Annotated in this window: 12 protein-coding genes; 5 read left to right on the top strand and 7 right to left on the bottom strand. The window is 69.9% G+C overall.

What is annotated here, in order from left to right:
• Positions 1 to 109: 109 nt before the first annotated feature.
• A complete protein-coding gene (locus AQJ46_RS18100) occupies positions 110 to 2647 on the bottom strand; it encodes a D-alanyl-D-alanine carboxypeptidase (protein ID WP_063803818.1) in 2538 nt (845 codons plus the stop codon).
• Positions 2648 to 2882: 235 nt separating this feature from the next.
• Between AQJ46_RS18100 and AQJ46_RS18095 the strand changes: the two genes are divergently transcribed.
• From AQJ46_RS18095 to AQJ46_RS18085, 3 genes are all read left to right on the top strand, one after another.
• Positions 2883 to 3638: a GOLPH3/VPS74 family protein gene (locus tag AQJ46_RS18095; RefSeq protein WP_057608460.1), complete on the top strand. Its 756-nt coding sequence runs from the start codon at positions 2883 to 2885 to the stop codon at positions 3636 to 3638.
• Positions 3639 to 3964: 326 nt separating this feature from the next.
• Positions 3965 to 4834: a helix-turn-helix domain-containing protein gene (locus AQJ46_RS18090; protein WP_059206573.1), complete on the top strand. Its 870-nt coding sequence runs from the start codon at positions 3965 to 3967 to the stop codon at positions 4832 to 4834.
• A 190-nt stretch (positions 4835 to 5024) separates the two neighbouring features.
• Positions 5025 to 5216: a DUF397 domain-containing protein gene (locus AQJ46_RS18085; RefSeq protein ID WP_057608458.1), complete on the top strand. Its 192-nt coding sequence runs from the start codon at positions 5025 to 5027 to the stop codon at positions 5214 to 5216.
• A gap of 175 nt (positions 5217 to 5391) precedes the next feature.
• Here AQJ46_RS18085 and AQJ46_RS18080 read toward each other — a convergent pair whose 3' ends face one another.
• Together AQJ46_RS18080 and AQJ46_RS18075 are read right to left on the bottom strand one after the other, a co-directional pair.
• Positions 5392 to 5895, bottom strand: a complete 504-nt coding sequence (locus tag AQJ46_RS18080; RefSeq protein ID WP_059206572.1) for a glutathione peroxidase — start codon at positions 5893 to 5895, stop codon at positions 5392 to 5394.
• Positions 5892 to 6896, bottom strand: coding sequence for an ArsR/SmtB family transcription factor (locus tag AQJ46_RS18075; RefSeq protein WP_059206571.1), 1005 nt, complete (start codon positions 6894 to 6896; stop codon positions 5892 to 5894). Before AQJ46_RS18075 ends, AQJ46_RS18080 begins: the two co-directional genes overlap by 4 nt.
• A 71-nt stretch (positions 6897 to 6967) precedes the next feature.
• Between AQJ46_RS18075 and AQJ46_RS18070 the strand changes: the two genes are divergently transcribed.
• Complete coding sequence (locus AQJ46_RS18070; RefSeq protein ID WP_059206570.1) at positions 6968 to 8179, top strand: MFS transporter; 1212 nt, start codon at positions 6968 to 6970, stop codon at positions 8177 to 8179.
• A gap of 46 nt (positions 8180 to 8225) precedes the next feature.
• On the opposite strand, the gene AQJ46_RS18065 is transcribed toward AQJ46_RS18070, so the two are convergent.
• Positions 8226 to 9368, bottom strand: a complete 1143-nt coding sequence (locus AQJ46_RS18065; protein WP_059206852.1) for a DUF2235 domain-containing protein — start codon at positions 9366 to 9368, stop codon at positions 8226 to 8228.
• A 121-nt stretch (positions 9369 to 9489) separates the two neighbouring features.
• A complete protein-coding gene (locus AQJ46_RS18060) occupies positions 9490 to 10407 on the bottom strand; it encodes a peptidoglycan recognition protein family protein (RefSeq protein WP_059206569.1) in 918 nt (305 codons plus the stop codon).
• A gap of 198 nt (positions 10408 to 10605) precedes the next feature.
• Between AQJ46_RS18060 and AQJ46_RS18055 the strand changes: the two genes are divergently transcribed.
• Entirely contained in the window at positions 10606 to 11382 is a 777-nt protein-coding gene (locus tag AQJ46_RS18055) for an SAM-dependent methyltransferase (protein WP_059206568.1), read from the top strand.
• A gap of 106 nt (positions 11383 to 11488) precedes the next feature.
• On the opposite strand, the gene AQJ46_RS18050 is transcribed toward AQJ46_RS18055, so the two are convergent.
• Together AQJ46_RS18050 and AQJ46_RS18045 are read right to left on the bottom strand one after the other, a co-directional pair.
• Positions 11489 to 12166, bottom strand: coding sequence for a polysaccharide deacetylase family protein (locus tag AQJ46_RS18050; protein ID WP_059206567.1), 678 nt, complete (start codon positions 12164 to 12166; stop codon positions 11489 to 11491).
• Positions 12166 to 12834 (bottom strand): glycoside hydrolase family 11 protein, encoded by a 669-nt coding sequence (locus AQJ46_RS18045; protein WP_059206566.1) that lies wholly within the window; start codon positions 12832 to 12834, stop codon positions 12166 to 12168. Before AQJ46_RS18045 ends, AQJ46_RS18050 begins: the two co-directional genes overlap by 1 nt.
• Positions 12835 to 13121 lie beyond the last annotated feature (287 nt).

Genomic DNA, 13121 nt, shown 5'->3' with positions numbered 1-13121 from the left:
CCCCAGCGTCGACCTGCCCCGGTTCGTGACGCTAGCACGCGGCCCGCCGTCCGGAACCCGGGCGGGGTCCGGCCGGTGGACCGCGTGAGGTGTCCGTCCCGGTTCGGGATCAGCCGACGCGGGTCAGCTTGTCGGAGAATCCCGGTTCGGTCAGATCCTTCTGGAGGGTGACCGGCACCTTGACCGCGCCGCCCTCGCCGTCACCGACGGTGAGGCTGCCGACCTTGGTGCCGGCCTTCGCGGTGTGCGGTACGTCGTCGGCGGCGAAGGACAGCTTCACCTTGTAGCCGGACCAGCCGACGGCGGTGACGTCCTTGGTCAGCACGACGGGGGTGTGGCCGCCGAGGCCGTCGTCCACGTACCCGACGACATCGCCCTTCTTCAGGATCTTCGCCGAGGTCAGGGCGTCCTCGGCGGCGAGCAGTGCGACCTTGCTGACGTCGTTGACGGTCTTGATGATCGGCGCCTTGTGCTGGCCGAGGATCGCGCCGACGACGGTGACGGTCTCCCCGCCGACCTCCTTGCGGCCCGCGAAGAGGAGGTTGCCGCCGGCTGCGGTGGTGGTGCCGGTCTTGATGCCGATGCCGGTGTAAGGGACCAGATAGTTGTAGTTGTACCACTTCTGTCCGGACGGATCGATCCACTGTCCCATGGACGTGATCTCCACCAGTGCCGGGATCTTCACCAGCTCGTTGCCGAGCTTCACCTGGTCCTCGGCGCTGGAGACGGTGGTCTCCTTCAGGCCCGAGGCGTCGGTGTACTTCGTGTTCTTCATGCCGAGTTCCTCGGCGGTGTCGTTCATCTTCTTGATGAACGCCGCCTCGGAACCGGAGTCCCAGCGGGCGAGCAGCCGGGCGATGTTGTTGGCGGAGGGGATCATGATCGCCGCGATCGCCTGCCGCTCGGTGAGGACGTCGCCCTTCTTGACGGTGTTGAGGGTGGACTCGCCCTGCTTGTTGTAGCCGCCCTCCTTCTCGGCGAGCGCGTCGACGGTGATCTTCGGGCCCTCCTCGCCGGACTTGAGGGGGTGGTCCTTCAGGACGATGTAGGCAGTCATGGCCTTGGCCACGGAGCCGATCGCGACGGGGGTCTGCTTGCCGAAGTTCCCCATCGTGCCGACGCCGTTGACGTCCAGCCAGCCCTGGCCCTGGGTGGGCCAGGGGAGGGTGGCCTTGCTGCCGTCGAAGGTGTAGGAGTCCTCGGCGGTGAGGCTGAGCGTGGGGGTCGGCAGCGGGCGCAGGGACTGCGCGATCGCAAACGCGACGACCAGGAGGATGAGGATCGGGGTCCAGATCTTGACCCGGCGGCCGAGGGTGCGCAGGGGGCTGGGCGGGGGCGGCGGAGTGTTGGTGAGCTCCGCGAGCAGGTCGAGGGGCGGCTTCGGCGGCAGGGGCTGCTGCGTGGTCCGTTCCGGGCCGACCTGGCCGACCTGGGGGACGGCGGCGGTCACGTCCGGCTTCGGGCGCGACTCACGCGGCTCGTCGAGGGCCTTCAACGCGACGAACTTGCTCGTCCGCTCGGCGGGGGTCTCCGGCTTGCGGGGTGCTTCGGCATCCTTGGGCTCTGCCGGTGCCTCCGCCGCCTTGCCGAGCTTCAGCATGGTGGTGGGCTGGTCCACGGGGGGCCGGGGCGCCTTGAAGACGGCGGTGGGCTGGTCGACGGGACGCTTGTCGCTCACGTCCGCGTCACCGGACCCACCGTCGTCGGGGGTCTCGCCGTCGTCGCCGGGCTCGTCGTCCGTCTGCGGGTCGGTGGGGGCGGGGCGCGAATCCGAGTCGCCGGTGTCCGGGACGTGGTCCTCGGCGTCGGCTACGGCCGTCTCGGCGGCGTCGGTGTCGGTTGCCGCGTCGGTTTCCGTGGCCGGCTCCGGCTTGCTGTCGGTCTCCGACTGGGACTTCGGCGCGGTGTCCGGGGCGGACTCGTCCGAGGAGGCGTCGTCGGTGGACTCGGCGTCCTTGCCCTCGGGCCCGGTCTTCTCGTCCCCTGTGCGGACCCACGCCGCCACCGCGTCCCGCAGTCGCGCGTCGGGCGCGCCGGAGTCGCTGGAACTCTCGGCCGTGGCCGAATCGTCCGGTTCCTCAGTCGCGTCCGTGCCGCCCGCTTCTCCCGCTGTGTCGGAGTCGTCGGAGTTCTCGGCCGTGCCGGAATCGTCGGGGTCGTCGGTCGTATCCGTGGCGTCCGGGTTTCCCGCTGTGTCGGAGTCGTCGGAGTTCTCGGCCGTGCCGGAATCATCGGGGTCGTCCGTCGTGTCCGTGCCGCCCGCGTCTCCCGCCGCGCTGGAGTCGCCGGGGCTCTCCGTCGTGGCCGAGTCCTCCGGGCTCTCCGCTCCCTCGGCGTCCTCAGGGCGCTTCTCCGCGGCCGAGGGGGCCTCGTCCGGCCTCCCCGTGTCGGATCCGCCCGTTGCGGCCTCTGCGGGGCTCTCGGCGGGCTTCTCGGGGGTCTGTGGGAGGTCACGTACCGAGAAGACCCGCGTGGCCGTGTCGACACCGCCGAGGGAGATGGACTCCCGTGCCACCGCCAGCCGGGGATCGCGGGCGGAACTCCTCGCCTCGGGAACCGGACTCGCGCTCCCCGACGTCGGTTCTGCCGACGACTCGCGCTGCTTCGACCTGTCGGGGGACTCGCCCGCCACCGATGCCTCCTCCATGTGCCGCGGGTGATCGGTATCCGTCACCCTGCGTCTGCCGAACCGTTGAATCGCCGTACGGGCAGCCGCCACACCACGCTGTCCGAACCATGTACCAGTGTCCTGTGTGTGGCCCTGTCCCAAGCGGTAGACGAGAACGACATACCTACCGGTTCCACTACAAACAGGTCACGCACCCTCGACAGACCAATGTGAGAGGGGTCACCCTGTCTGTCATCCACGCGGGGAGGCATGGATGGGCAGGAGCCGCAGAACACTTCCGGAGGAGCTTCTGCTGCTGGCGTTGGACCCGACCACGGGTACCACCGCACAGCCGCAGTCGCTCGACCTCGGTCTGGCCGGAGCACAGCTAGTGGAGCTGGCGCTGGCCGGACGGATAGCCCCAGACGGGGATCGTATCGCCGTGGTAGCCCCACGGCCGACTGGAGATCCGACTTTGGACTGCGCGTTGGAGTTGCTGCGAAGGCGTGGCGCTCCCGTGCGGGCAGTGAACTGGATCGGCGGGCCGCGACTGGGGCTCCGCCAGACATACCTCTCGCATCTGGAGCGGTGCGGCATGGTTCATGCCGTGGCGGGTCAGATGTGCGGAGTGCTGCCGACGACCCGCTACCAGGCGACGGACAACGAGATCAGCCGGGAGATCAAGTCCCGTCTGGACTCGGCGATCCGCACCGGCGTACCGCCGGACCCGCGGACCGCCGCGCTCGCCGCCCTGGCACACGCGGTCGGCCTCGGCAAGCACCTGTATCCGGGCAACGAGGGACGGTCCTCGAGGTCCCGGCTGCGGGACCTCATCAGGCACGACCCGATGGGCGGTCTCGTCGCGCACGCCGTGATGGACGTCCAGAACGGTGTGGCCGCACAGCCACGTCGTAGCCCGGCACCCGCCGGCCGCCAGGCCGCCCCGGGAGCCAGGCCCGCACCGGAACCCGCTCGCGGCGTTCCGATGCAACCGCGCCGAGGACCGATGGCGCGCGCCGTGGCTCACTGAGCCGCAGTTCCACGGCACGCACCGCCGACAGCACGACCCGCACCACGCACCACACAGCCGCCGCACCGTCAGTCCCCAAAGACCGGTCCGGGAGCCGCTGGTCCGCGCGGGGCGACGGAACCGTACGTCCGTACATCGGGCGTCGCCGGGTTCCGCCGCCCCGCGCGGCCGCATGTCCGGGCGCGGTCGGACCGGGGGCCCTCGACTGACGTGTACGCAGCGCATATACACCGTTTCCCAGCGGTAATAAGCACCTTGGTGGCAGTCTGCTCAACAGCAGATACGCAAAGTCAAGAACGAGGCACGCAGCCGGAGGTGCACGTCCCGTGGCGTCCAATGTCAATCCCACCGTCAGGCGGCGCCGGCTGGGCCAGGAGCTGCGCAGGCTCCGCGAGCTCAAGGGCATGACGGCCGAAGAGGTGGCGGAGCGGCTGCTCGTGTCGCAGTCGAAGATCAGCCGGCTGGAGAACGGCCGGCGCAGCATCAGCCAGCGCGATGTCCGCGACCTGTGCGGGGTGTACGAGGTCGAGGACCAGCGCATCGTCGACTCCCTGATGCAGATGGCCAAGGACTCGCGGCAGCAGGGCTGGTGGCATGCCTTCGGGGACATCCCGTACAGCGTGTACATCGGTCTGGAGACCGACGCCGAGTCGCTGAGGGTGTACGAACCCCAGATCATCACCGGCCTGTTGCAGACCCGGCCGTACGCCGAGGCCATCGTGCGCGGCGGCGCGCCCGAGGCGACGGACACGGAGAACGACAAGCGGGTCGAGGTGCGGCTGCGGCGGCAGAGCCGGGTCGCGGCCGAGCGGGATCCGCTGCGGCTGTGGGTGGTCCTGGACGAGGCGTCCCTGCGCCGGGTGGTCGGCAACCGGCAGGTGATGCGCGAGCAGTTGGAGTACCTCGTCGAGATGTCCCAGCAGCCCCATATCACCGTGCAGGTACTGCCGTTCGACGTCGGCGCCCACCCCGGACTCAGCGGCCAGTACTCCATTCTGGAGTTCTCGGACGCGGCCGATTCCAGCGTCGTCTACATCGAGGGCGTCACCAGCGACCTGTACCTGGAGAAAGCGCACGACGTGCAGAAGTACACCGTCATGTATGAGCACTTGAGGGCGCAGGCGCTCAACGTCGACCAGTCGCGTCAGCTGATCGAGGACATCGCCAAGGAGTACGCCCGGGAATACGCCCGTTGAACCGCTTCCGGACAGGGCGGGCCGGATAGTACACCCCGGCCCGGTCCGGCTGGAAGAGTCCTTTGGAATATGCCGCCAGAAGAGTGAATGGCTGCTCCGAAAGAGGAAGTCGGCGAGTAGCGTCGATCACGCCAACGATCAGTAAAGGTTGGCGTGATCCGCACACTGCACATCTGGCTACGGAGCGAATATGGCAATCCGTCTGGGCAACCTGGACACATGGACGACCTCCACCTACACCAACGCCAACGGGGCGTGCCTGATGGTGAGGTCGACCGAAGAGGAAGCACTCGAACTCGGCGACACGAAGATCCCCGAGGGTCCCAAGCTGGCCTTCCCCGCCGAGGCGTGGAGCGTCTTCGTGGCCTCGGTCAAGGTGTGAGGGGCGGACCGGTCTGATCCCCGTCCCGTTCATCCACAACTGCACACCACAACAGCACAAGCACCACCACAGAGCCCTCTCGACCAGATCGCCGTCCTTGCCGAGGGGGCTCGGCGTGTGCCTGCGGTGGGTGCAGTCACACATGACTGTCTGTACCCACCCGGACCGCAGCCGCCTACGCCAGCGCGCCCTCCACGGCGGAGACGAGCTCGTCCGACTCCGGCTCCGTCTGCGGGGAGAACCTCGCCACCACCGACCCGTCCCGGCCGATCAGGAACTTCTCGAAGTTCCAGCGGATGTCCCCGGTGTGCCCCTCGGCGTCGGCGAAGCCCACCAGACGCTCGTAGAGCGCGTGCCGCCCCTCGCCGTTCACCTCGACCTTCTCGGTCAGCGGGAAGGTCACCCCGTACGTCGCCGAGCAGAACTCCGCGATCTCCTCGGCGCTGCCGGGCTCCTGCCCCAGGAACTGGTTGCAGGGCACGCCGAGCACGGTGAAGCCCTGGTCCGCGTAGCGCTCCTGGAGCTTCTCCAGGCCGTTGTACTGCGGGGTGAGCCCGCACTTGGAAGCCACGTTCACGATGAGGACGGCCTTGCCGGCGTACCGGCCGAGGTCGGCGGAACCGCCCGTGAGGGCACCGATCTCGACGTCCAGGGGAGAGGAACCATCTGTAGTCGTCATGACCGGATGCTAACTCCGCTCAGTGAATCCCCGGTTCCGGCCCCCGACGCCTCCACGAGCACCTCCCCGGCCGCCGTCCGCGCGTACAGCACCGACCGCCCGGCCCGCCGCCGCTCCACCAGGCCCGCGTCCAGCAGCACCCGCAGATGCCGTCCCACAGAGCCCAGCCCCTGCCCGGTCACGGCGACGAGCTGGCTCGTGCTCAGGGGGGAGTCCAGCAGGACCAGCACCCTGGCCCGAGCGGTGCCGAGCAGCGTGCCGAGGCTCGCGGGCACGCTCCGGGCGCCGGGGTCGGCGAGGGCGCCCGTGCAGCCGTAGACGATGGCGTACCGCCGCGGCTCCTCCCACGTCGCCCAGCCGCGGCCCGGGGTGACCGGGACGAAGACGAGTTCGGCGCCGGAGATCTCGCGGGGCGGACGCTCGTGCCGGTTCACCTGGAGCCGGTTGTCGCCGAGCCAGCGGGTCTGGCCCGGGGTCAGGGAGTCGATGACGGCCGCCCAGCCGCCCCGGCTCACCTGCGCGGTCCGGGCGACCACGTCCGCCTCCAGGATCCGCCGCCGACGGTCCCAGTACGGCCGTACGGTCCGCGTCCAGACGTAGGCGAGGAGCGCGGCGGCCCGCTCCGGGAGGTCGTCGCGCTCCAGAGCGGCGGGCAGCGGGCCGCGCAGGGAGACCCGGACGTTCGCGCGGGCCTCGGCGGGGTCGGTCGCCCGGATCCGCGCGAGCGTCTCCTCCAGGGGCGTGCCCTCGCGCGGCAGCGGCGCGAGGAAGTCGGCGATCCAGGACGTGCCCATCGCCGAGCGCACCAGCAGCGCGGTCACCGGGTCGGCCGCGAGGCGCGCGCGGTAGCCGGGCAGGTGGGTGCGGAGCCAGGCCTCCTCGCCCGGGTGGGCGGCGGTGCCCGTGTGCAGCAGCCGCAGGGTCGCGAAGGTCTCGGTGAACGGGCAGACCACGAACCGGCTGCGGACGAGGGTGTCCGCGTTGACCTGCCACCAGCCCATGGACCCCCCTTGGTTTCGCGACCGCGCGAAACACTAACCGTCAGCTGCCGACCGCTCCGAGACTCCCCCGCATGCGCAGCTACCGCACCCTCTTCCGCACCCCGGAATACGCCCCCTTCCTCCTCTCCTTCGCCGGCTACGCCGCCGCCCAGACGATCGCCGGCCTGGCCCTGGCCACGCTGGTCTACCGGGCCACCGGCTCCCCGCTCCTGTCGGCGGTGAGCATGTTCGGACCGCAGCTGGCGCAGTTACTGGGGGCCGCGTTCCTGCTCTCCGGCGCCGACCGCCTGCCCCCGCGCGCGATCCTCACCGCGATCTCCCTCGCCTTCGCGGCGGGTACGGCGGTGCTGGCGCTGCCCGGTCTGCCGGTCTGGGCGGTCTTCGTCGTCCTGCTCCTGCAGGGCCTGGTCGCGTCGCTCGGCGGGGGAGTGCGCGGGGGACTGATGAACGAGATCCTGCCCAAGGACGGCTATGTCCTGGGCCGTTCGGTGTTCAACATGCTCTGGGGCCTGGTGCAGGTGACCGGCTTCGCGACCGGCGGCGCGCTGCTGACCCTGCTGTCTCCCCGCGTCTGTCTGCTCCTCGCGGCGGCGTTCTACGCGGCGTCGGCCCTCGTCAATCACGTGGGTCTCACGCCCCGCCCGCCGCGCTCCGCCGGCCGCCCGTCCTTCTCCGCGACCTGGCGCACCAACGCCCTCCTTTGGTCCTCCCGCCCCCGCCGCCTGGCCTACTTGGGCCTGTGGGTCCCCAACGGGCTGGTGGTCGGCAGCGATTCGCTCTACGTCTCCTACGCCCCCGCGGCCGCCGGCACGATGTACGCGTGCGGGGCGCTGGGCATGTTCGTGGGCGACATGGCGGTCGGCCGCCTGGTGCCGCCCGCGCGGCGCCCCCGTCTGGCGACCCCGCTGCGCCTGCTGCTGGCGGCGCCCTACCTGTTCTTCGTCCTACGGCCGTCCGTGGCGCTGTCGGTCGTGGCCGCCGCCGTCGCCTCCGTCGGGTTCGCCGCGAGCCTGGTCCTCCAGGAACGCCTGATGTCCCTCACCCCCGACCACCTCGCGGGCCAGGCCCTCGGCCTGCACACCACCGGCATGGTCGCCCTCCAGGGCATCAGCGCCGTTCTCGCCGGCACCCTGGCCCAACTGACCTCCCCGGCCACGGCGATGACACTGATGGCGACCGCGTCGGTCGCGGTGACCCTGACGCTCTTCGCGCTGGAGAGGCGCGAGGAACGACAGCCGGGTGCCGGTGTGCCGACCGCCGCGGAGGCGACCGGCACCGGGTGAAGGGCGATGGGGAGCGCGAGGCACCCCGGGGCATGGTCGTCGGACCCTACGGAGTGGCGACCGGGTCTTCGCCGGCGGTGAGGGGGACCGTCTCGACGTACTGCTCCCCGGCCTCCTTCAGGTAGCTCTCGAGCGCGGGCGGGCGGTAGTCGGCGTCGTCCTTGCGGCGCAGCAGGACCGTGTCGGCCAGGTACTCGTGGCCGACGAGGCGGCCCTGCTCGTCCTTCTCCTGTCCGATGGGGCGGTGCAGCGGCTTGAAGATCCGGTAGAAGCCTTTCCGGGAGGGATCCCACGGGCCCAACGGGTTCGGCTGGACGGCGAAGTCGACGCACTCGTCCGGGTCCATGGTGTCCGGCCCCTGCTCGCTGAGCACCCGGGAGTCGAACTCCAGGTCGTACCGGGCGGCCTGCCGGACCATCCACAGGAGGGTGATGTCGGACAGGCCCGAGTCCTTCTCGCCGCCCCCGACGGCGGTGTGCACCCCGGAGAACCAGACCTGTCTCAACTCCTGGCCCTCGGCGGCGTCTTCGTCCTGCCGCCACAGCGTCGGCGGGAACGCCGAACGCTCCTCGTCCACGGCCAGGGCCTGGAAGGCGCCGTTCACCGACTTGCTGAGGGTGGTGTCGTGGAAGGCCCAGCGGTGGTTGAAGCGGTCGACGAGCGGCTGGAGGAACCCGGGCGCCGGAACCGGGATGCCCAGGGATCCGACCGTGTCCCAGACGCCGACGAAACGGATCTCCGTCTCGTACGAGTACGCCCTGCGGAACAGCGTGGCGGCCACGCTGGTCGGTTTGTCGGCGCGGCTGCGGTACAGCGCCCAGGCCTCGTCGATCCGGTAGGCCTGTTCCGGGCGCAGGATGCCGCAGTTGTGCACCAGCCCCGCCAGACTGCGCGCGGTGAACGCGCCCCGGCTGAACCCGAACAGGTACAGCGTGTCCCCGGGTTCGTAGGTGTGGATCAGGAAGCGGTAGGCGTCGAGCACGTTGCGCGAGAGCCCCACCCCGAACGCCCCGCCTCGCAACCGTTCCCGCCGGTTCGTGCCGACCCCGCTGTGGTAGTACACCCGCTGTTCCATTCCGACAGCGGAGCGTCGCCGTACGGCCAGGGCCACCTTGGCGACATTGGTCTTGCTCGGCTGGTCGGCGAGATTCCAGGTCCCGTCGCAGCAGATCACCAGACGCTTGGCCATCATGTGCCTCCTCTCCCTGTAGAGAGGACCCCGCGACTGCTCGGTAGATACAGCCAGTACCGCAGGGACGGCGCCGACCCGCAACTCGGAGCCCGGTGGCGGGTCGGCGGCGCCCCGGTGGTCAGGCCACGACCGTGAACAGGCCCGTCTTCTCGCCGAGCTTCGTCAGCGAGCTCTTGCCCGGGATGCCGTTGGCGTCGGCGCCGCTGTAGCCCAGGTGGCGCTGCCACTTGGCGTAGGCGGCGACGGTGGTGGTGCCGAAGGAGCCGTCGCCCGCGTAGCTCCGGGAGAGATAGCCGAGTTCGAGGAGAGCGGCCTCGGTGAGGTTGGTGCCGGCCATGTAGCTGACGTGGCCCTGCTTGGCCCCGGGATCGGTCTTGGCGGCCGTGACCAGCCGGGACAGGTCCACGCGGGGCTTGCCCGCGGGCTTCGTCGTCTCCGTCTTGCCGGGCCCCGCCGCCAGTTGCTTCTTCACGGCGGCCCGGAAGTCGTCCATGTCGAAGCTCGGGTCGATCTTCCCCGGCTGGCACTCCTTGTGCCCGGCGACGGACTTCTCGCTCCAGCCGTGGGCCCGGCAGATCGCCGCCGCCCACAGCACGGCCTGCCGGTACTGCGCGTTCGGGTACGGGTCCCCGCCCTTGCCGAGGTTCTCGATCTCCAGGCCGTACAGACAGTCGTTGCCGTCGGCCTTGGCCACGTCGTCGTGGGGGAGCGGCTTCTCGTCGCGGAGCGCGTTCAGGACATCGACGTCGGCGTAACCGGCGTGGTTGGTCCGGCCGTTGCCGATCATCCACAGCCCGGCGGTCTTGCCGAGCCAGGCGTGGCACAGCGGTCCCGGCAGGTCGGATCTGCCCTCGTAGCAGAGCTCCTTGTCGTTGTGTCCGCCGGTGTGGTGGATCAGTACCCCGATGACGGGACCGAAGGACTTCCCGGACGCCGCGTCGCGGTTGTGGGTCTTCCAGCCGGCGTGCTCGTGCACCGTGAGGCCCTCGGCCTTCAGCGCGGCGAGCATCTTCGCGGCGGACAGGGGTGTGGCCATGGTTGCGGTTCCCTCCGGGGGGGTGCGTCGAAAACGCGTCAAGTACCTGGCGGATCTTGTGCGTTGACGTTTCGTTGGCATTCAGTGGGACGTGATCGCCCCGCTGGTGCCCATGATTACGTCAACACCGCGTCCCGCGGGGGAAATCGCAGCATTCACAGCCGAACGGGGCCCCGCCCCTCGCCCGCAGGAGTTGCCGTGCCGCACACCCCGATCGACACCAGCAAGCCGCACTCCGCCCGCTTCTGGAACTACTTCGTCGGCGGCAAGGACAACTACGAGGTCGACCGGGAGATCGGCGACCACATCAAGGAGATCTTCCCCGGCCTCGTCGACGTGGCGGTCACCAGCCGCCGGTTCCTGGGCCGCGCGGTCCGCCATCTCGCCGGGGAGCAGACCGTACGGCAGTTCCTGGACGTCGGCACCGGACTGCCCACCGCCGACAACACCCACGAGGTCGCCCAGCGCGTCGCCCCGGACGCCCGGATCGTCTACGTCGACAACGACCCCATCGTGCTGGCCCACGCCAACGCCCTGCTCACCAGCGCACCCGAGGGCAGGACGGCCTATCTGGACGCAAACCTGTACGACCCCGAGTCCGTCCTGGAGGCGGCCGCGGACACCCTCGACCTCTCCCGGCCGGTCGCCCTGATGATCCTCAACACCCTCGGCCACGTCGCCGACCACGACCGGGCCGTCGACCTGGTCCGGCGGCTCATGTCGGGCCTGGCGTCCGGCAGTTACCTGGTGATCAGCGACAGCACCGCCACGAGCGAGGGGATGATCGCGGCGTCCGAGGCGTACAACTCCAGCGGGGCGGTGCCGTACCACGTACGCCCCGTGGCTGACATCGCCGCGTTCTTCGACGGCCTCGAGCTGGTCGAGCCGGGGGTCGTGCGGGTGACGGAGTGGCGGCCGGAGGAGCCCGGTCCGGCCGGGGTGGACGCGTACTGCGGGGTGGGGCGCAAGCTCTGAGCGCTGTGGGCGTCGTACTCGCGCGGTGATGCGGTGAGCGGCGTTCGGCGCGGCGGCCCGAGGGGGTACGACCGCCGCGCCGAGGCGGGGTCGCCGTGGCCGTGGATCAGCCCGGCGCCACCGCGCGGCCGGTCTGGGGCGAGATCATGCCGGAGCACAGCCCCTTGGCGGCCAGTGTCTGCGCGATGCGCGGGATCGCCGCGCGGGTGTTGGCGGGCCAGTCGTGCATGAGGATGACCTGCCCGTTGGTGAGCCGCCCGACCGCCGCGACGATCGCGTCGGTACTGGCGTTGTTCCAGTCCTGCGAGTCGACCTGCCAGAGGACCTCGGTCAGCCCGTACTTCGCCTCCACGGCCTTCACCGTCGCGTTGGTCTCCCCGTACGGCGGCCTGAACAGCCTGGGCGTGCCGCCGCCCGCGTTCGCGACGGCCTGCTGGGTACGGGAGATCTCGGAGTCGATCGTGGCCTGGCTCTGCTGGGTCAGATGCGGGTGCGTGTAGCTGTGGTTGCCGACCCACATCCCGGCGCTGACCTGGGCCCTGACGAGGGCAGGGTTGGCGGCGGCGTACTGGCCCTGGTTGAACATGGTGGCCCTGAGGCCGTACTGCTTCAGTGAGTTGAGCAGGGTGGTGGTGCCGCTGCCCGGGCCGTCGTCGAAGGTGAGTCCGACGTATCCGGTGCAGGCGGCGGCCTGCGCGGGGGCAGCGGCGGCGGGGACCGAGACGGTGCCGGCGGCGGCCAGAGCGGCGGCGGCCAGTAACGGGAGGTGCGACCCGGCCCTCATCAGGACACCGTGATGGTCGAGCTGCCGCTGGACTGGTAACCCTCGGTCGCGAGGATTATGTAGTACTTGAAGCTGCCCATCGGCATGCCGGCCCGGGCCCACGCGTCGAAGTGGTTGCCGGTGGTGATGGTGCCGCCGGTCCGCCTCGACTGCCTCACGCTCCAGTACTGGTTGAAGGTCTTGGTGCCTTCCACGGACGGGGCGTTGTACCGGGTGGTCTGGTAGATGTCGTACGTGCCGCCGTCGCTGCTGACGGTGCCCTTGTACGTTCCGGTGGGCCGGTAGGTGCCCCAGTTGTCGACGATGTAGTACTCGACGAGCGGGTTCGAGGTCCAGCCGTAGAGGGCCAGGTAGGCGTTGCCGGACGGGTTGAAGCTGCCCGAGTAGCTGACGGTCCTGCGGGACCCGTTGCTCCAGCCCTTGCCGGCCACGAAGTTGCCGGTGTTGCGCCAGGAAGTGCTGTAGTTCCCGCCGGAGTTCAGGGTCATGGAAACCGTGCCCTGGGCGTCCGTCCAGAACGAGTAGTAGTAGCCGTTGTTGGTTCCGGTCTGGTTCGTGGTGATGACCGTGGCCGCCTCGGCGGTGCCGGGCAGGGCCAGGGTGGCCCCGGTGGCCAGCAGGAGGCCGCAGACGCTGCGGCGCGTGGGGTGTGCGGGTGTGGAATTCATGCCCCACAGTTTTGGTCTGCCCCTGTCAAGCGTCAACAGTTTCGGCACATGTTTCGAATGATTCGGCAGCCTTGAGCTGGCGATACCTGATCATCTTTCCTTTGTGAAGCCTCAAAGAATCGATGGATTTCTTCGAATGTTTCGAAGACCTTCCGGATGGCTGAGGCAAAAGAAAAAGGCAGGGAGGTCAGCACCTCCTTGCCATGTTCAACGTATAGCGTACTGGGGGGCTTGCGGCAAGGCCCCGGGGTGGGCGCACACTTACCGGCCGTACCCGAAACCGGAGC

It is taken from the genome of Streptomyces canus (assembly GCF_001514145.1).
Classification (GTDB): domain Bacteria; phylum Actinomycetota; class Actinomycetes; order Streptomycetales; family Streptomycetaceae; genus Streptomyces; species Streptomyces canus.
The sequence above is the reverse complement of the archived record's forward strand: the minus strand, read 5'-3'. Positions and strand labels throughout refer to the sequence as shown.